The organism is Parafrankia sp. FMc2 (genome assembly GCF_041008525.1).
GTDB lineage: Bacteria > Actinomycetota > Actinomycetes > Frankiales > Frankiaceae > Parafrankia.
In genome coordinates this window covers 1-18,591 of record NZ_JBFLUG010000136.1, presented here as the reverse complement: position 1 = coordinate 18,591, position 18,591 = coordinate 1, and the positions used below count along the sequence as shown (strand labels likewise).

The window sequence follows — 18,591 nt, the reverse complement described above, 5'->3', positions numbered from 1 at the left end:
GTGGGGTCGGAGATGGGTAGATGAGCCAGACGTCGACCAGGGCGCCGGCGAGGCCGTCGACGAGCGCGGAGACGATCGCGGTGTAGGCGACGCAGGCGTGCACGCAGCGGGGGTCGGCGTGGGTGACGGCGCTGATCTCGGCGGCCTCGCGGGCGCACGGGTCGGGGTGGGCGCGGGCGAGCCCGGTGGGCAGGGCGCGCATCAGGCTGCCGTTGCCGGCGCCGCCTCCGCCCGCCGCGGCGGTGGCCGCGGCACCCGCGGCCAGCGGTTCCTGCCCGGCGGCGAGGCGGCGCAGGGATGCGGCGGTCATGGCGCCGATGTCGCGGGGCCGGCCGTGGTACCAGCGCAGGAAGTGGTCGGCGACCGCGGTGAGCTGGTAGCCGCCGGTGCCGGTGTAGGCGCGGGCGACGGCGATGGTCAGGTCGGTGTCGTCGGTGCCCTGCCCGGGGCGCCAGTCGAACGGGCCACCGCCGGTGATCTCGGTGTGGACGCCGTGGCGGTGCTGGATCTGGGTGGGGGTCAGGAACTCCAGGGTGGCGCCGAGGGCGTCGCCGGCGGCCAGGCCGAGCAGTGCGCCGTGGACGCGGGAGAGCGGGGTCGTCATCGTCGGTCCTTCGGGTCGTCTCGGGTGTCGGGTGCCGGGCGGTTCTGGTCAGGCCAGGTCAGGTCCAGATGGCGCCGTCGACCTTGACGCTGAGGCGGATGCCCTGGCGGCGCAGGGCGGTCGTGAGTTCCTCGGAGCGGACGGCGGCGTCGGCGCCGAACATCTCCAGCAGGACCGTCTCCAGGCCGGTCATCCGCTTGGCGTGTGCCTTTGCCCGTGTCATGGCCCGCTGGGCCGCGAGGGCGGCATCGACGCGGCCGTGCCCGTGGGCGGTGCGCAGATGCTTGTACAGCGCGTCGAGGGAGTCGGTGTGGAAGGGATCGCCCTGGGGGCAGGCCGCGGTGACCATGCTCGTCCACCTTTCAGTGGGGATAGTGACATAATCCCCACAAAATCGGTGAAGGTCAATACGGAAAGTGACCGATGATGCGCGACGTGCGGCTGCAGCGCCCTGCGGGGGCGGAGGGTGCCTGGGGGACGGGCGCTGTCAGGCGTAAGGGCCGTGCCAGCTGTCCTCGGAAAGCCTGGCCAGGTCGGCCAGGGTCTCCGACGGCAGGACCAGCAGCGTGAAGGTGTCCCAGCGCTGCAGCTCCTCCAGCATCTCCCCCGACGCGGGACGTACCAGCGCCGTCTGACCACCATGCAGCGCCAGCCGCACACTGCTCGGCTGCCCGTCTCCGTCGGCGGGCAGGACCTCACCGTGGGCGACTGCCAGCCCTCGGCGGCGGGCGGTGGACAGGTTGAACGCGTAGTACGGGTCCTGCGAGCTGCGGTGGACGGGTCGGTAGCCGCCGACGACGGGACGGATCCAGACCATTCCAGGTTCCTCGGGCACGGGACGCAGCATCCGTGCGAGCGGGGCCTGGAACACCGCCGGGCCGTCGGGGTCGTTGAACACGAGCATTTCCGCGCCGGCGTCGAGGACCTCCCCGGTGGGCGTGTGCTGCCCAGCCACCAGAGAACGAAGCACCGTCAGCCATGCCGGCTCGTCGGCCACAGAGCCCTCCCATCGTGGTGTGGTGCGTGGTCAGAGAACGACGACCTGTTCCACCAGCCGCCCACCCAGTTTCTCGATCTTTCGGTCCCGGAGCAGGGACAGGATCTGAGTGCGCTGCGCGGCCGTCGTGCAGCGGATCATGCTGGGTGCCTCGGCGCCGAGCAGGTCCAACCCGTTGCGGATCATCACCTCGTTGCTCGAGTGCTGGAACGTGGCCATGGTCGCGGGGCTGCGGGTGTAGCCCTCGTGACGGTCCTCCGCCCCGAAGTTGTCCAGCGGGTAGGCGTACACGTCGGCGCGACGTAGCAGAACCGACGGATCTTCCCAGAACAACACCGGGCCGGAGGCCGGTGTCTCCGCGACCCGCAGGAACACCGAGTTCGCGCCACCGGAGTTCAGGTCGGCGGTCTCGCTCAGACCGACGCCGGTGGTGACCCCCATCAGCCGGCGCCGTTCGGTGGAGGCGAGCACCCCACTGCGGATGATCGCGTGCAGGTTTCCGCTGCCGATCTCGTGCATGAGCCCGCGGCCACCGAACCGCGCGCGCACGGCGGCGGGGTCGGCGGCGACGTCGAACCGATCCCAGCGCAGCCAGCCGCGTCCGCTGTGCCGGGGGTGCGGGTCGTAGCCGGGGCTGGCGGCGAGCGCGGCGCCGCCGGTGTGGCCGGTGGCCTGGGCGACCGCGTCGCGCAGCACCCCGATTTTGGCGGGCAGCGCCCGGGTTTCGGCGTCCAGGCGCAGCGACCGGGCGAAGGTTCGCAGCCCGCGTTCGTCCAGGCCCATCGCCTGGGGGGCGCGTTCGGCGAACAGGAGGTGTTCGGTGGCGTCGTCCAGGTCACCGGCGGTGTGCAGTGCCTGGACCACCGCGGGGTGTGCGTCCAGGTCCTGGGCCCAGACCTGCCGGCGCAGGTAGGACCATTCCCCCTCGGCGGCGGTCATCGTCCGGTTCACCAGCTGAAGGTCACCCAGCTTGTCGACGAGGTCGGTGCCGTGCCCGTTCCCGGGCGGCGCGACGATCTCCAGGCGGCCGCGTTGGGAATGCTGTGGCAGGTCGGTCAGGTCGTGGGTGGTGGCGTGGGGTCGGTAGACGGCCGTGTAGCCGTCGCCGAGGTCGAGGGCGTACTCCTGGCCCTGCTCCGCGGGGGTGCGGTCCGCGCCGTTCCAGTGGGCGACCCCGTCGCTGTCGAGGACGACCGCGGGACGGGTGGCCGGGCGCACCGTGACGGTGGGTCCGGGGTCGAGGGCGTCGGGGTCGGGGACGAGACGGGTGACCGTCCGGCTGCCGACCTGTTCGAACGCAGTGACGTGGGGGACCTTGCCGCCCCCACCGTGCAGGCTGGCCTCGATCGCTGCGGCGTGGGCGCGGTAGTGCTCGAGCATCTCGGCGTGGCCGGCGTCGGTGTCGGCGTCGGTGAGTGCGTCGAGCTGCGCCGCGACCGTGGCGAAGTTGGCGTAGGTGTGAGCGGGGATGTCGTCACCGGCGGTGGCGTGATGGTTGATGCTCTTGGCGACTGTGGCGAGCTGTTCGAAGAGGTGCCCGTCGGTGTCGAGGGCCAGCCGGGTACTGGTCTGCTCCTCGGTGTGGATCTCGATCATCGGGGTGGAGGTGAGGGCGTCGAGCAGTTTCGCTTCGGCGTCGGGGGTGACGGTGGCGACGAGGACTTCGCGGGGGCCCTGCGGGCTGTCGTAGGCGAGCAGGGTGGCCTGGGAGTCGTCGAGGTCGGCGCCGCCGACCAGCAGCGGCACGCCGAGCGGATCACCGCGGGGAATCATCTCGGGGATCGGAGTGAGCGGCTCGTCCCCGGCAGGCACGGCGTCGGCGGGCTGGGTGTCGGCGGGGGTGGCGCCCGCGGGCGTGGTCTCCGCCGGAAACTCCGCCGGGCCGGCACCGGACAGGGTGGTGGCGGGCGGATCGGTGGCGGTACTGGCCTCGGGCATGGCGGAGGGCACCGGCAGGTCGGGGGCAGGCTGCGCAGGGGGAGCAGGCTCGCCGGCGGGTCCACCCGCGGCAGCCGTCTCCACGGCCTGACCCCCTGCTCCGGCATCCGTGGGGGATAAGGGTCCCGCCAGGACGGCAGGCGGGGCCTGTTCGTCGAGCAGCGTCGGGCCGATCGTGTGGTACTGGTGGGCGGTCTTGCCGTCGGAGCCCATCGACCGCGGCCCTACCCGTGCCGTAGGACGTGGCCGCCGGGGATGCCTTCGGCGGCGAAGAAGTCCGCGAAGTCCGTGCGCAGCCGCTGTTTGCGGGTGACCGCCTCGCGGAGGAACTCCTCGGCGACGGCCGCGGTGCTCACCGCGGCCGCGGGGACCTTCAGCCGGGCCGCGGCCCGCTGACGCATCGGCTCCGCCCAGGTGACACCGCCCGCGGCGCCCTCGTGGGCGGTGCGGTGCAGCATCGCCCGGTACTGGCCCTCACCGATCGACTCGAACGCCGCGATCGTCGCCAGGGCTGCTTCGGGACGGATCCGGACACCGGCCGCCAGGGTGTTCTTCTTCGCCGCCCGGTAGGCCTGGCTGCTGACGGTGTCCCCGAAGGCGGAGTTGGGCTGGTAGTCGCCGGCGAGCCGGTCCTGGCCGTAGAACTTGAAGGCCTGGCCTCGGTCGACGGGCACCAGCCCGCCGCCGGCGGTCCGCAGGTGGTTGGCGGCGGTGCCGTCGTGGTCGCCCACCGCCCAGGACGCGACGTGGTTACGGACGATGGCGTCGACGTCGGCCTGCGACCAGCTCGCCGGGTTGGCGCTGAGGGTGGTCGCACCGGGCAGCAGCGGCTGGACGGCACCGGTCTGCCCGCCGATCGTGACCCGGTGCACGGGAACGGTGGGGATCCCGACGGCGTGCAGGACTCCGGAGGCCTCGGCTTCGGCGGCGGCGCGGGCACCGCCGGAGGAGTCCGGTTTGAACATCCACGACCCGCCGCCGGGGGCGGTGTAGACCGCTTTGGTGTGTGCACCACCCAGGTTCAGGTGCGGGCCCGGGGTCCACGTCCAACCGGCGACCTCGCTGTCGGGATGGCGGGCCGGGATCGCCCCGTGGGAGGCCTGGTGATGCTTGAGCGCGTCGACGAGCGCCTGCTTCTTGGCGGTGAAGCCGTGCGGCGCCGGTGTGGACGCCGCCGCACCCCCTGGCACCGCACCGCCCGATGTCGCAGGACCGCCCGGTGTCGCAGGAGCGCCCGGTGTCGCGTTACCTGGTGCTGTACCGCCCGGTGCGGCCACAGCCGCCGCGGCCGGGGCCGGGGCCGGGGGGGCGGATGAGGGTGCGGGCGGCGCCGGGCCGGGTGTGACCTGGGCCTGGATCTGGGCCTGGACGGCGTCCTTCCACGCGGCTGTGCCAGCCCAGTGGGAGACGAGGTAGGCCCGGGCCTGCATCCGACTCGCCGCCTCGGCCTGCTGCAGACCGAGCTCACCGGCGGCGGCCTGCAACGTGGCCAGGGGCACCGGCTTCTGCCAGGTGCCGAACTGGGCGGTCAGCGCGACGACGTCGGGTGTGGCGGCCACGGCCGCGGTGTGCGCGGCCAGCAGCCCTTCCCCCGCCCCGTGTGCGTGGTCCTTCCACCCGGCGATGTCCGCGTCGACGGCGTACATGCGGCCCGCCGTCTGCGCGAAGGCGACGAGCGCGCCGGGGGTGGCGTCCAGGTTCAGCTCCGGGGACGTCCCCGGGGGCAGGTCGGGGGCTGCGGCGACATGCTGGGCGATCTGCGTGTGCAGCGTCTGCGCCTCGGCGAGCTGGACGGCCCGGTGCGCGGCGATGTCGTGGACGACGGCCCGCAGCCCGGCCGGGGTCGAGGCGCGCAGCAGCCCGAGCTGCTGGGCGGGGTCGAGCAGCGTCGCCTCGGCGCCGGTGAGACGTCCCTCGGCGTGGGCCTGGGTGACCAGCGGGCCCACCAGGGCGCTGCCGGCGGCGGTGGTGAACGTGGCCGCGATCGCCTCGTCGACCTGGTGGCGGGCGGCGGCCTGGGCGAGAGCGAGCGCGTCGGCGGCCTGCGGGCAGGTCGCCGACGCCAGCCGGTTCTCCGCGTCGATCATGGCGCCGAAGGCGGCCGTCGCGGCCTCGCCGCCCCCCTCGGCGGTGGCGGTGAAGGCGGCGACAGCCTGGTCGAGTGCGACGTGGGCGGCCGCGACCTGTTCCGGGGTTGCATCCCAGGCCCCGGTCCCGGTCGGCGGCCCTCCGGCCGGTGGGGAGGCGGCTGCTTCCAGGGCCTGCAGGTCGGCCAGCGTCATCCCGGCGACCGACCCGCCGGCGGCGAGTTCGGCGAACCGTTCCAGCGCCTTGGCCTGGATCGCCGCCTTGCCGGGTGCGTCGTCGGGGTAGGCGGGGTTGAGCCAGTACGCCAGGGGCGAGGTGGCGCTGGTCAGTCCGACCAGGGCGGGATGGTCGAAGCCGTGCAGCGCGGCGAGGGCCTGCAGCTGGCTCTCGTCGAGGCCGGTCAGGTAGTCCCCGGCGACCGCGGCGATCTCGGCGTGCACCGCGGTGAGGGTCGCCCCGGCCGCCTCCTCGGCGGCGGCCTGCTGCTGGGCGGCGTGGATCGCGGCGGCGAACAGGGCGTACTGGGCGGCCAGGTCCTCCTCCGTCGCCGGCGCACCGGCGGCGATGTCCTGGGCGGTGGCGAGGATGTCGCGGACCGCCGCGGCGGCGACCGCGTCGTCGTCCACCCCGGCCACGTCCACGGCGGGGGCGGGGGCGACGTCCGCCGTGCCGAGGGTGGGGGTCAGCGCGTAGGCCTGGTGGGCGGCCTTACCGTCACTGCCCACCGGCCCCCTGCCCTCCGGCCGGAGGATCGGGTGGGACGAGCAGCTCGTCGACGGCCGCCTCGACCGCCCTCGACAGGTCCGACGTCCCGGACGGTGCGGACGGTGCGGGCAGCTCCACCAGGCTGGCGGTGGTGCTCGACATCCACGCCGACAGCAGCGCGCCGTCGGGTGCTGTGGCACGGCCCGCCAGCCGGTCACGCCAGATCCGCCCGTGGTCGGTACCGACCACGGGCAGCCACGACACCCGCCAGCGTTCACCGTCGACGCCGAGCACCCCCACCGGGGTCAGAGCCGCCCCCACCGGCGCGGTCCAGGCCAGCAGGACGAACAGGCGACCCCCACCAGCCGCCGGCCCCACCGGCCTGCTCACGGGTTCGGGGTGGGCAGCAGAGAGGCGAGGAACCGCGTGCTGTGCGCGAAGCAGTCCGCGGCCCGAGCGTGCACGTCGACACGGCCCTGGGCGGTCATCACCGCGCCGTGCAGCGCGTACTGCGCCGCGTTCTGGCTGACCAGGATCAGCCGGTCGCCGAACAGCCCCGCCAGGGTGGTGATGCGGTCGACGCGGCTGGTACCGGTGAGGATCACTGGCAGTGATGGGGGCAGGGCCGCGGCCAGATAGGCCAGGCCGGGCAGCGCGTAGGTCTCCCAGCTCGACGCCTGCCGGAACGTCTGCAGGTTGATCGCGACCGCCGGGGGTGTGACGTCGGCGAGCCAGCCCAGATAGCGGTCGAGGTCCTCCAGCCGCATCCAGTACAGGTTCGGGGCGGCGGTGACCCCGGCGGCACCGAACTCGGCGGCGATCATCAGATTGCGCCGGAAGTTGATCAGATGTTCGGTGCGGGGCTGGTTCTGGTACAGGCTGTAGTTCGGGGCCAGCACCAGGTCCCAGCGCTGGGCGGCGATCTGTTCGACGAGGCGGGCGACGCGACGCCGGGACCAGAACGCCTCCACCAGCGGATCGGTGCCGTAGCCGACGAGGACGGCCCGCTGACCGGGACGCAGCCCGAGCGCGTCATGCGCACCGCTGGCGGCGGCGAACTTCGGGTAGACGGTGAACGTGTCGGGGCTGAACACCCGCCGCAGCCCCACCGCGTAGGCGGGCCAGGCCAGCTCGGCGTCGAAGTCGGCGATGGCCGAGCCGTCGACCTGCGGGATGTACCGCGGCAGGCCGGACGGCAGTTGTCCGCTGATCACGATGTCGTCGAAGGTGAGGGTGCCCCCGACGTCGGCCATCCAGGCGGCGATGTCGGTGCGGCTGCCGCAGCGGATCGGGCAGGTGTGGCAGGCCACCGTCCGGTCACCGGGGACGGCCCGGGCTTCGGTACGGGCGCAGCCGCAGTAGGAGCAGTCGCTGTTGCTGCCCCCGCAGATCGGTTCGGCCGCGGCCGGGTTGTGGGTGAAGAACGGACAGGTGGGGCAGTGGCAGCCGGCGGCGGGAGTGAGCAGCGGCAGCGAGCGGGGCAGGGTCACAGCTACGCCTTTCTGGCGGTGGCGCCCGGGTCGGTTCCCAGCAGGCGCAGGAGTTCTGTGGCCAGCAGACGCAGCGAGCCGGCGTCGTAGCGCGCCACGGCCCGCCCGGCCCGCAGCGCAGCGCAGATCTCACTGAGAGCTGCGCGGGCAGCCCCCGCCTGGTCGGCGGACACCGGCCGGCCGGCGGGTTCCGCCTGGTCGGCAGGCACCGGCAGGTCGACACGCACCTGGGCGTCCACTGCCGGCCTGAGGGCGGGGGCGGGATCGTCTGGCAGCGGGCCACCCTCGCCACCATCGGCCTCGACACCGACGGTCTCGACACTGGCGGCTCCGGGCTCCGGCCTCGCGGATGGCGTCACCACCGGCGCCATCCCGGCCCCGGAGGCGGGTCGCGGTTGGGCGCAGCCCACCGGGGCGGGGCTGGGGCGGGTGAGGGCGGCGGCCCGGGCGGCATTACCGGCGGCGCGGACCGCCGCAGCCCGCTCGACAGCACCGGCAGCGTCAAGATCGGGAACTGCCTGGCGTTGGATCAGCGCCCCGGGCAGCAGGTCGGTGCGGCCCGCGGCCCGCACTGCGGACCAGATCTCGTCGGCGGCATGCGCCCGGCCCCGGTTCAACGCGGCGAACCGCAGCCGGGTCGCCAACGTGACCCCGGCCTCGTCCATCTGTTCGCTGACGTCAGGGGGCAGGGCGGCCAGCGCGGCGTGCAGCTGACGGGCCCGCCGTTCGGACAGCTGCAGACCCAGCCGCGCCAGCACCTCCCCCCAGGGCGCACCGACGCCGACGTCACCGTCCCGGATACGTTCCAGCGCCCGCCAGCGCGCGACGGGATCGTCGAGGGTGAGGACCTCCCGGGGCACCGGCCGGCCCGCGGCCAGCAGACGCGGGATCAGCACCGCGCACCGTTCGAACAGCAGCGCCGCCGCCAGCTCCCCGGGCCGCAGGTCCTCCCGGGCGAGGTTCTCCACCAGCTGCCAGACCCGCCGTTCCTCCTCCGACAGCGGCCCGGGGCAGACCACGGCGGGAATCTCGGCGAAGTGCGGGTTGTCCGGCAGATGGACCGCGCCCCAGCGGGCCGCCCGCAGCCGCCGTTCCCCGGTGACCAGCAGCCGGGCCGGTGGGCCGGGCGGCGCGGCGCGTTCCTCGACGAGGACGGGCTGCAGTACCCCCACCGTGGAGATGGAGGAGATGAGGTCGGCCAGCGCCGCCGGTGTGGTGGCGTCCCCGGGGGTGCGGCCCTGCACCTCGGTGAAGACCGCCCCGGCGCCGCGCAGCGGCAGCATCTCGTAGCGGCGGTGCCGCAGCCGGGGGGAGCTGGCCAGCCGCCGGGCCAGCTCGACGGGCCCCGGTGACATTCCCGCACCGGTGCCCGCGCCCGCGGGCGCAGCGCCCGGCGCGGGGGCGCCGGCGGTGTCCCCAACCGTCGTCGTCATCCGCGCCCCACCTGCCGTGCGGAGTCGGGTGGTTCAGGCTGCCCGGTCCAGGTCACCGGGGTCTCGACCACATCGCCGGTGAGCGGCCAGAACACCGGCGCCCACGGGCCGTGGGCGACAAGGTCGTCCAGGGTGGTGGCGAGCAGCCCGAGAGCGGCGGCGTGCCGGGTCAGCAGCGGGTCCTGCTGGCACATCCACGTCAGCGACCGGCGGCGGGTGGCCAGCGCCGCGGGGCTGCCCCGGTCCAGGACGAGCAGGACACGGGGGAAGACCGGCCCGTGGTCCCGCTGCCACAGCGGTCGGCTGCCGCCGCCGGGAACGTAGGCGTGGTAGTGGGCATAGGCCCGCAACTGGGTGAGGACGTCGTCGAGATCTCGGTGGTTACGGTCGTACTCGACCAGCCGCACAGCAGCCTGGTCCCCGCCGGAACCGCGGTGCAGATAACGCAGCAGCAGGTCGGAGACCAGCATGTTCGACCAGCGGGCAGCACCCGGAGTGCGGTCCGCGACGCGGGCGGCCCACTCGTGATGCCACGACCCCGGCCCGCAGTCGTCCCCGAGAACACGCGCGGCCCGCACGAACGCCAGACCGATCTCGTTGCAGCCCAGCGTGTGCGCCTGCAGCGGCCCGGCGGCGGCAGCCGGCGTGGGCCGGTAGGCGGGGCGGGCCCGGACCTGGCCGGTGCTCTCCGCGAGCTGCGCCCCGAGGTCGGTGACGAACCAGACATGCCGGTGGCTGCGGTCGGCCTGGCGGACGTACCCGATGAGGTCGGCCAGGGTCAGCCGGCGCAGCACGTACTGGGTCCAGGTGATGCCGCTGGTCGGGGTGTGCAGAGCGTGGACCTGCGCCGTGGTCAACAGCCGATGCTGGTAGAGGCCGAGCAGCACCGCCGACTCGGTGTCGGTCAGCGACGGCGCCGGCCGAGGCGCCGTGGGCGGGGACAAGGGTGGGGGCGGGGTCCGCGCGGCAGGCGTGGTCGTCGCTACGGCAGGCGGGGCGGGGCTGTCGTGCCGCTGCGTCGTCACCTCACAGCCCTCGCCGGCCCGGCAGGGGACGGATCGTCTCCTCGCCGACGTGTGCGGGCTCGCCCACCGGGACCGGGGACGACGCGGTGGGGCCGCTGAGATCGATCGGGACGGCGGCCGCCACGGCACGCCGCCGGCTCGACGCGCCCCCCACGGCCTGCCCACCCGGTCCGGCCGGGGAACCCGCGGGGCCACCCGCGACGCCGGCGGAACCCGCGGAGCCCAGTGCCCGCAGGATCGCGTCGTCCTTGCCGTCGAGGTCGGCGATGGTCTCCGCGATCGGCCGCCGGCGCAGATTCACATCGATCGCCGCGTCGAGCTCGCCGATGCGGTCCGGGGCATGCACATCACCGAACAGCTGGTGCACCGTCAGACCACGGACCAGGAACGGCGGGTGGATCGTCCCGTCGAGGGTGACCCCGGCCAGGTGGGTGTACCGCTCCAACCCGATGATCGTCTCCGGGGTGACCGTCCCACCCCAGTTCCGGGCCAGCAGCCGGGCGGACTCCTCCATCACCGCCGAGGAGAACAGGTGCGACCGGTTGGTCAGGAACGCCCGCAGCGTCGTCGTGGTCAACGCCTCGGGCTGCTGGGTGGCCGCATGCAGGAACAGGCCGTACTTGCGGGTCTGCTCCAGGATGCGGGCCAGCGTCCCGCGGCTGCCCCCGTCGATCGCCGGCAGCTCGTCGATGAACGCATGACACGGCCGCCGCGCCGCCGGGTCGGCGATATCCGCCCGGGACCGCGCCGCCCGGAACAGATCGAAGACCAGCATGTTCGCGATCAGCCGGTCCTTGTCGTCCAGACCGGACGGACAGGCCAGCACGATCTTGCCGGTGTCCATGGCGTGGCGGACGTTGTAGGTGCTGCGACTCGCCCCGAACACCCCGGCGATCGTCTTGCTCGACCGCATCCGGTCGATGATGTTCGTGACGGGGGTGACGTGGTCAGCGACCCGGCGGAACCGGGTGGACCAGTAGTCCCGCATCGCCGGCGACAGATACGGGATGACCGTCTCCCGCCAGTCCTCGTTCGCCAGGATGCTGGGGATCTGGAAGATCGTCGGCGCCAGGTCGGGCGGCAGCCGCAGCGCGAGCTCGCACAGCGACTGCGCCGCCATCGTGATGATCGACAGGGCGCGGGTGTTCGTCTCCGTCCAGCCCATCGCCGAGGCGAACGCCGCCACCACCGCCCCGGCGCGGGCATCGACGTCGTCGACGCTGAACCCCTCCATCGACAGCGGATTCCACGCCGCCTGCCGGGCGTCGGAACCGCGGACCGACAGGTCCAGCTCGAGCACGCGCCGCCCCTGGTCGACCAGGTACTCCTTGGCCAACGCGAGACCGTCCCGGTGCGGGTCGAGCAGGAACCCGCCGACCCCCGCACAGCGGACCAGCGCCAGAAAACGCCCCAGCGACGTCTCGGTCTTGCCCCACCCCGACCGCCCGGAGAACAGGGTGAACTGCGTCTCGGTCACCTTCACCCCGACCGGACGCCACCCGGTGTCGGTACGGACCAGGCCCAGCGGCACCAGGTCCGCGCGGTCCCGGCTGTAGGTGGGCAACGTCGCCGGCGGCCCCGGGATCTCAAAGCCACGTTCGACGTTGCCCGCCGCACACCTGCGGGTCGGCGGCTTGAGCAACCCCGCGATCTCCGTGGTGCTCACCCACGACCGGGCCCGGGGACGGAACCGGCCGACGTCCATCCTCCGGTCGAACCGGCCACGACGCGGCCGGCTGTCCGCCCCCAGATGCAGCCAGCCCAGGTTCGTCCCGACGACAGTGAGCTGGTTGTCGCCCGACCACTGCCGGAAGCAGCCGATCAGCACATGCAGGTGCGCCTCGGCCCGGCCGGGAATCGCCGACCGGGTCCGCAGCAGCAGCTGCATCCGCCACAACGGATCCGCCGACAGCAGCTTGCCGGACACCGCCCGGGTCCGGGCCCGCACCTGCGCCGTCTCCAACGGGCCCGCGGCGGTCACCGCACGCGGGCCCGGCCCGCCACCGCTGAAGAAACCAGCACCACGGGGACCGGCACCCAGCTCGGCCAGTACCTGGTCGGCCAGACCAAGCGTCGCACCGACCGCCGTCTCGGCGAGATGCAGCAGCCCGCCCGCCACACCCCCAGGCCCGCCGGCACCCTCGGCGCGCACCGCCCGTCGGAGGCGGGCCTGACGCTGGCCAGGGGTCACCGGCAGCAGATCCAGGCAGATCTCCGCAGTGTCCCCCAGGTCCGCTCGCAGCCCGGCGAAGGCGCGGGCGAACGGAGTCAGCGGATCGGGGTTGAACCCCGGAACACGCAACGGCAACGCATCGTCCAGGGCGAGGGTGAGCTCGGCGCGCGCGGTGTGCAGGTCCTCCCCGGGGCCGGCCAGCCGCTCCCCGGCACGGATCAGCAGCGGCTCCACGCCAGGAGACGACGCCCCGGGCCTGGGCACGGCGGCGAGCGGGTCTACGTCACCGGACACCACCGACGGGGCCGGCGACAGTTCGGGCACGGACGAGGACAAAGGATCGTCTCCTCCGGAGGACGGGGTCAACTCTCCGGGGAAGGCACGTCCCAGCACCTCGACGCGACGCTCTCACTCGGCAGGTGCCTCGCCGGTGTATCCAAACGGCCAGACACCGTCCGCCAGGCGGCCGCGGGTCGGACGCCGACCGGTCAGCAGCGTGGGAGGCCGAGGTCGCCGTCGGTGTTGATCTCCTGGAAGGTCGCCACCGGTACCCAGGTGCCGTCGGTGACGTGCCCCCAGTTCGACCAGGTCTCGCGACGGCCGTCGGCGAAACGGACGGGGTAGGAGGCTGCCTGCCGCGTGCAGTCGACCGCGACGCCGAGACCGTTGGCGAACCAGTACCGGCCGTTCGCGGGGACGCTGCCGCGGCTGTGCCAGGTGCCGTCGTCCGGTTCGGCGCGGGCCCAGGTGCCGCCGTAGAAGACGTCCTCGATGTGCAGACCGCGGGGTGCGGGTGCGGGTGCGGGCACAGGTGCGGGGGCCGGGGCGGCTGGAGGCGCGGACGGCTCCGGGGCGGTGCCCGCCGACGAGTCCGCGTCGGCGCCGGCTGTCGTGTCGGCTGCCGGTTCGGGTTCGGGTTCGGAAGCCTTGGCACGCACGCCGAACCCGTAATCCAGCCCGGGAACCGCCGGCACGAGCCTCGTGTCGGTATACAGATCGAGCAGCCGCCACTCGGTGTCGTAGGCGGTCAGCAACCGGCCGACGAGCGAGGCGTTCCTGATCGCGCCCAGGGTCGCGCTGAGCTTCTGAACGGACGGCTTGTCGAGCCATCCGTAGCTGACGGCATCCAGGAATGCCTTCTCCACGCACTCGCCAGCACTGATCATTTTCTCGTGGAGGCTGGTAGGGCTGCCCAGCGTTTCGGCCGCGACGGTCTCGCTCAGGTAGCTGGCGCAGGCGTTCTTCAGCGGCTCCGCGAGCCGGCCGCCGGCCGCCGTCACCAGCTCACCGGCGACGACGCTGATCAGGTCGGCGGCCAGGGTCGCGCCGGAAACGGAGACGGGGAACGTCACGTACCGGCCCCCGTCGATCGGCGAGACCCCCACGGAGGCTCGGCCAAGCGGGGGCAGGTACAGCCCCTTGCCTCCGGCCAACAGGGCGTCCATCAGCTTGTTTCGCGCGGCTTCCAGCGGGGTGGCTCCGTCTTCGTGCCAGCCCCACTTCACCGCGGACCCGTACCGCAGCACCATCCCGTAGGGCCGGTTGTTGACGAGCTGAACGTCAAGGATGCCGTTCTGGCCCTGGGCGCAGGCCCGCACAGCGAGCGCGGGATCGTTGCTGACGCCGACCAGTGCCGCGACCCAGCCCGGCTGCCCCTCCGCCGCGGTGCAACCAGCCTGATCGGCACGCTTGCCAATCAGCTGGCCGACTGCCTGGTTGACCGTGGCACCCATCCCGGGCCAGTCCCAGGTCCACGGCTGCCACCAGGAGAAGTGGGTGGTTCTGGCGGTCACCAGGCCCCGGGAGGGATCGACCGCGGCGGTCACGGGCACCCACTGCCGTGATGCCTCGTCGTAGGTCGCGACTCCCACCGCGGCGGAGTCCGCGCTGGATCGCAGGTCCTTCGGGATGGGGAACTCAAGGGTGGCACCGGCGCCGAGGTCGTCACCGGACAACGTCAGTTTCACCGGGGTGACGAGGCTGCGGCGACCTTCGGGATTGGGCGGCGGGTTCGACGTCGCAACGGCGAGCTCGCTGCCGCGCACAGGTTCGTCCGCGAAGACCACCCGCGCTCCGCCACCCAGGTCAACGATTCTCGACGCGGGCCGGGTACTCGCGTCGATGGTCACGGGCGCCGAGGACGGCTTTCCGGCGTTCGACTCACCCACGCCGACACCGCACGCGGGCAGCGTCGCAACGAGCGAGGCCAACGCGCTCAGACCTGCGGTCTGGGCCCACAGCCGGTGCCTTCGTTCCCGCTTTCCACGTCGCTGTCCGTGACTCACGGTTGCCCCCCCGATCTCGCCCCCGCTGGAATGTCCCGGAGGCAGAGCGCAGTGTCCTGCTCGCTGGGGGCGCGGTTGTGCCCCTCACCGCATTACTGACGGACGGCGCGGGCCCGTGGTCCAGCGCCTGGACATGATCGCACCGCTCTCGATGACCGTCGCCGCCCGTGCGGACCAGCGACCGCGCCCAGTCAGCTGGTGCCGCTGGGGGTGCCGACCTCCTGGCGGCCGGCCCAGCCTTCGCGGGTGATCGCGTAGATGTTCCGGGGTTCGCCGTCTCGATCCACCGGCCCTTCGGCAAGAGCGAGACCGAGCTTCTCCGCGACGCGGATCGACCCCTTGTTCTCGGGGTGGATGATGCTGATGACCCGCTCCCGGCAGACCTCGGTGAACGCGAACTCCAGGGCGGCGGCGCCGGCCTCGGTCGCGATGCCCTGGCCCCACCGGTCACGCCGGACGGTCCAGGCCACCTCGATGTCCGGCCAGCCGTACTCCTCGTACAGGCCGGCACGGCCGAGGAACTCGCCCGTCGCCCGCTCTTCGACGATCCACATTCCGAACCGGTTCAGGGCCCAGTGGCCGATCTGGAACGCGGTCATGCCCCAGACCGACCCGATCCGGCTCGGCGAGCTGGTGTAGAGCGACATGTCCGGATGCCGGGCCATGTCCAGGTAGGGGTCGACGTCGGCCAGGCGCCACGCGCGGAGCATCAGCCGTGGTGTGAGGACGGACGGGATGGTGACGACGTCGGGCGAGCCGAACTCAAGGGTCATGCGGGGCTCCCGGGCAGAGCGAGGCGGGACTGCTGGACCAGCGCGCCGAGCGCGCGGACATCAGGATCTGACGCCCACGGGCCGAGCTCTCGCACGACCTCGGCCAGGGCGGACACGATCGTCGAGGACAGATGCCCTTCGGGAGTCGCCAGCGCGGCCCGGCTCGCCGTCACCGCGGCAGCGGGATCCGGCCTGTCCTGCAGCAGGAAGGCGGACGCCAGACAGAGGTAGGCGTGGCCGCGTTCCTCGTGGGACCGGGCGTCGAGGAGATCGACCGCTTCGCGGGCGCGGTGTCGTGCTTCGATGCCGTCGCCGAGCTCGATGGCGCAGACCGCGGCGAACATGGCCGCGCTGCCGGCGGTGAAGGGGGAGGACCCCGGGCGGGGCCCGGTCGCCGCGCCCGTGTGGTCTCTCATCGCGGCCAGCGCGTTCTCCGCTTCGCGGACGCGACCGAGGCGGGCATGGCTTCGTGCCTCATAGGCGGCCAGGCGGGCGGCAAGGTACCGCGGTGCGCCCTGCCGGGCGCGAGCCGCGGTGACGGCAGCCTTGTCCCAGCGGTGGGTGTAGTACGCGATGCTGGACCGCAGCGCGGCGAGGGAACCGGTCAGCATGTCGTCGTCGACCTGGCCGGCATACCGGTCGGAGAGATCGCAGAACCGACGAGCGTCTCGGTAACGGCCGCCTGCGAACGCGAGCCGGCCAAGGTAGTAGGTCAGCTGGCCGCCGAGCCGCGTGGTCCGCAGGTTGTCGGTCACGCTCAGCCTGCGGTCGAGCATGCCTTCGACCTGGCGCCATCGCCGGGCGACCTCACTGACGAGGATCAGGTGCGGGGTGGTGTCGTAGCCGGCAGCGATGTCGGCCAGGTCGTCTTCGAGCTCGCCGAGCGTCGGCGCCGCGGTGGAGGTGTCGATACGGCGGGTCGTTTCGAATGCAACAGCGGACAGCGCAGCGACCGCAACGATCTGGCGTCGGTCCGTTTCCTCTACCTCCTCTCTCTCCAGCTCTGTGGCCTGCGGCTCGGGACTGCCTACCCCTGCAGTGGTGATCAAACCGGTCAGCCGTACCGCCTTCTGCGCCGCCCGGATCCGCTCGCCGAGGTCGGTCAGCTCGCTGCCGGTGCCGAACACCCGGTCGTAGGCCTGGAGCACGTCACGGGTCGGCAGCCGTCCCCTGTTACGGATGGCGGAGGCGTTCTTCCGGTCGTAAGTGGTGCGTTTCTCCAGCTCAGTGCCCGTGAGACCACGCTCGGCCTGCAACTGGCGGAACCGTTCGGCCAGCTGCGCCTTCAGCGTCTCGACACGATCAGCGTGCACGACGATCCCCCTCGGCGATGGGCGCGCCATGGGTGGGAAATCTTTTCCCACCCATGGGGAAGAAGATCTCACCCTCCCACCCAGGCGTCACGCGGAGTGTGATGGGTCCTGCACGAAGGGAAACACCCCGGCCACTCTCCCGGACCTGCAGAGGAGCGACCCGTGACGACAACGGACGCTTCCGGTCTGCCGGCCGGACGCTCGCCGAGGGCCACCCGTGCACCCGGATGCCGCAGAAGCGCAGCCCGCGGACACCCGCCGGGCGGGAGGAAGTGGCCGGGACGGGGAGGGAGCCGAAGCCGCCGGGGGCCCGGAACCTGTGGTTGTCTGCCGAGCCTGCTCGAATGCCGGGGCCGCCCTCACCGCGGCGACCTGCACACAAAAGGAGAGGACACCGTCGTGAGCGTCGACACCATGAGTAGCGAGAGTCTGCGCAACGCCATGGTCGACCGGTTCCTGGCCGATCAGGCAGCGGAGGGCGGCTCGCCGCGGCCGGAGGTGGAGGCGGCGATGCGGGCCGTTCCGCGCGAGGTGTTCACCCCGGGCCTCCCGCTGGAACAGGCGTACGAGAACGAAGCCGTCCTGAAGAAGATGCGCGGCGACGAAGCCATCAGCTCGGTGTCGGCCCCGTTCCTGATCGGGCGGACGCTGGGCCAGGCGGCGGACGCGCTCGACGGGCTGGACGGGCTGGACGGCCGCCACGTGCTGGAGATCGGCAGCGGCGGCTACAACGCCTCGCTGCTGCGGGAACTCGTCGGCCCGGCGGGATCGGTCACGACGGTCGACATCGACCCCGAGGTGACCGACCGGGCGATCTCCTGCCTGACCGCAGCTGGCTATGACGACGTCACCGTGCTGCGCGCGGACGCCGAGCACCCGATCCCGCCGGGCCGCACCTTCGACCTGATCATCGTCACGGTCGGGGCGTGGGACATTCCGCCCGCGTGGCTCGACCAGCTCACCGACAAGGGCGTGCTGGTGCTGCCGCTGCGCACGTTCGGGATGACCCGGTCGTGGGCGTTGCGGCGCCACGAGGGCCGTCTGACCAGCGTGAGCCAGCGGCTGTGCGGGTTCGTCTCGATGCAGGGCACCGGCGCCCGTGAGGTGCGCTACGTCGACCTCGCGGACGGTGTTCATCTGCGGCTGGATGAGGGCCAGGACGTCGACCCGGCCGCGATCACCGATCTCCTCACGACACCACGCGAGCAGGCATGGGCCGGGGTAAGTCTGCCGCCCCGCACCGACCTGTCCGACCTCGACCTGTGGCTGGCAGCCAGACCGCGGCGCGAGGCGGAGCAGTTCGTGGTCCTCGCCGCGCAGGAGGAAGCCGTCACGGCCGGCATCGTCACGCCCTCATGGCGGTTCGCCGTCCCGGCCACGCTGGAGGCCGGCACGCTGGCCTATCGGTCGGCGCTGCGCTGGACCGACCGGCGGTTCGATCTCGGCGCCTGCGCCCACGGGACCGGGGCCGCCGCGGCGGCCGGGCGGATGGCCGAGCACCTACGTGCGTGGGTGGACGCGGGCTGCCCGCATCCGGTGCTGCACGTGCTGCCTGCGCACACCCCCGACGGCGACCTGCCGGACGGGGCGGTCCTGGACAAGCGGCACAGCCGCCTCGTCCTGACCTTCACCACCGACGAGAAGGGAATCTGAATGACCGTGTCAAGCCGCCGCGGTAGCGGGTTGCGGCGCGGTTGGTGCGAACGTGCGGCCGTCGCGCAGGAGTGCCCACAGAACGTCGACGAGGCGGCGAGCGAGGGCGAGCAG

The 18,591-nt window shown here is 73.0% G+C and carries 14 protein-coding genes; 1 reads left to right on the top strand and 13 read right to left on the bottom strand.

Going from position 1 to position 18,591, the window contains the following annotated elements; all coding sequences use genetic code 11:
* From AB1460_RS29700 to AB1460_RS29640, 13 genes are all read right to left on the bottom strand, one after another.
* Positions 1-604: ADP-ribosylglycohydrolase family protein (locus tag AB1460_RS29700; protein ID WP_368965394.1), on the bottom strand; the 604-nt coding region annotated here is incomplete at its 3' end.
* 58 nt (positions 605-662) lie between these two features.
* The gene (locus AB1460_RS29695; protein WP_368965393.1) at positions 663-953 is read right to left on the bottom strand and encodes a hypothetical protein; all 291 of its coding nucleotides are present in this window, start codon (positions 951-953) and stop codon (positions 663-665) included.
* 138 nt (positions 954-1,091) lie between these two features.
* A complete protein-coding gene (locus AB1460_RS29690) occupies positions 1,092-1,601 on the bottom strand; it encodes a hypothetical protein (RefSeq protein WP_368965392.1) in 510 nt (169 codons plus the stop codon).
* Between the two features lie 30 nt (positions 1,602-1,631).
* The gene (locus AB1460_RS29685; protein ID WP_368965391.1) at positions 1,632-3,752 is read right to left on the bottom strand and encodes a hypothetical protein; all 2,121 of its coding nucleotides are present in this window, start codon (positions 3,750-3,752) and stop codon (positions 1,632-1,634) included.
* 11 nt (positions 3,753-3,763) lie between these two features.
* Positions 3,764-6,352, bottom strand: coding sequence for a hypothetical protein (locus AB1460_RS29680; RefSeq protein WP_368965390.1), 2,589 nt, complete (start codon positions 6,350-6,352; stop codon positions 3,764-3,766).
* The gene (locus AB1460_RS29675) at positions 6,342-6,722 is read right to left on the bottom strand and encodes a hypothetical protein (protein ID WP_368965389.1); all 381 of its coding nucleotides are present in this window, start codon (positions 6,720-6,722) and stop codon (positions 6,342-6,344) included. Before AB1460_RS29675 ends, AB1460_RS29680 begins: the two co-directional genes overlap by 11 nt.
* Entirely contained in the window at positions 6,719-7,822 is a 1,104-nt protein-coding gene (locus tag AB1460_RS29670) for a DUF4417 domain-containing protein (RefSeq protein WP_368965388.1), read from the bottom strand. Before AB1460_RS29670 ends, AB1460_RS29675 begins: the two co-directional genes overlap by 4 nt.
* Positions 7,823-7,824: 2 nt before the next feature.
* Positions 7,825-9,255 (bottom strand): ParB/RepB/Spo0J family partition protein, encoded by a 1,431-nt coding sequence (locus tag AB1460_RS29665; protein WP_368965387.1) that lies wholly within the window; start codon positions 9,253-9,255, stop codon positions 7,825-7,827.
* Entirely contained in the window at positions 9,252-10,280 is a 1,029-nt protein-coding gene (locus tag AB1460_RS29660; protein WP_368965386.1) for a replication-relaxation family protein, read from the bottom strand. The genes AB1460_RS29665 and AB1460_RS29660 overlap by 4 nt, the downstream gene beginning before the upstream one ends.
* Before the next feature lies 1 nt (position 10,281).
* Positions 10,282-12,789: an ATP/GTP-binding protein gene (locus AB1460_RS29655; protein WP_368965385.1), complete on the bottom strand. Its 2,508-nt coding sequence runs from the start codon at positions 12,787-12,789 to the stop codon at positions 10,282-10,284.
* A gap of 152 nt (positions 12,790-12,941) precedes the next feature.
* A complete protein-coding gene (locus tag AB1460_RS29650; RefSeq protein ID WP_368965384.1) occupies positions 12,942-14,621 on the bottom strand; it encodes a hypothetical protein in 1,680 nt (559 codons plus the stop codon).
* Positions 14,622-14,929: 308 nt separating this feature from the next.
* Positions 14,930-15,511, bottom strand: a complete 582-nt coding sequence (locus AB1460_RS29645; protein WP_368965383.1) for a GNAT family N-acetyltransferase — start codon at positions 15,509-15,511, stop codon at positions 14,930-14,932.
* On the bottom strand, positions 15,508-16,824 hold the full coding sequence (locus tag AB1460_RS29640; RefSeq protein ID WP_368965382.1) for a helix-turn-helix domain-containing protein: 1,317 nt from the start codon (positions 16,822-16,824) through the stop codon (positions 15,508-15,510). Before AB1460_RS29640 ends, AB1460_RS29645 begins: the two co-directional genes overlap by 4 nt.
* A gap of 414 nt (positions 16,825-17,238) precedes the next feature.
* Here AB1460_RS29640 and fxlM point away from each other — a divergent pair, with 414 nt between their 5' ends.
* Positions 17,239-18,477, top strand: coding sequence for a methyltransferase, FxLD system (gene fxlM, locus AB1460_RS29635; protein WP_368965395.1), 1,239 nt, complete (start codon positions 17,239-17,241; stop codon positions 18,475-18,477).
* Positions 18,478-18,591 lie beyond the last annotated feature (114 nt).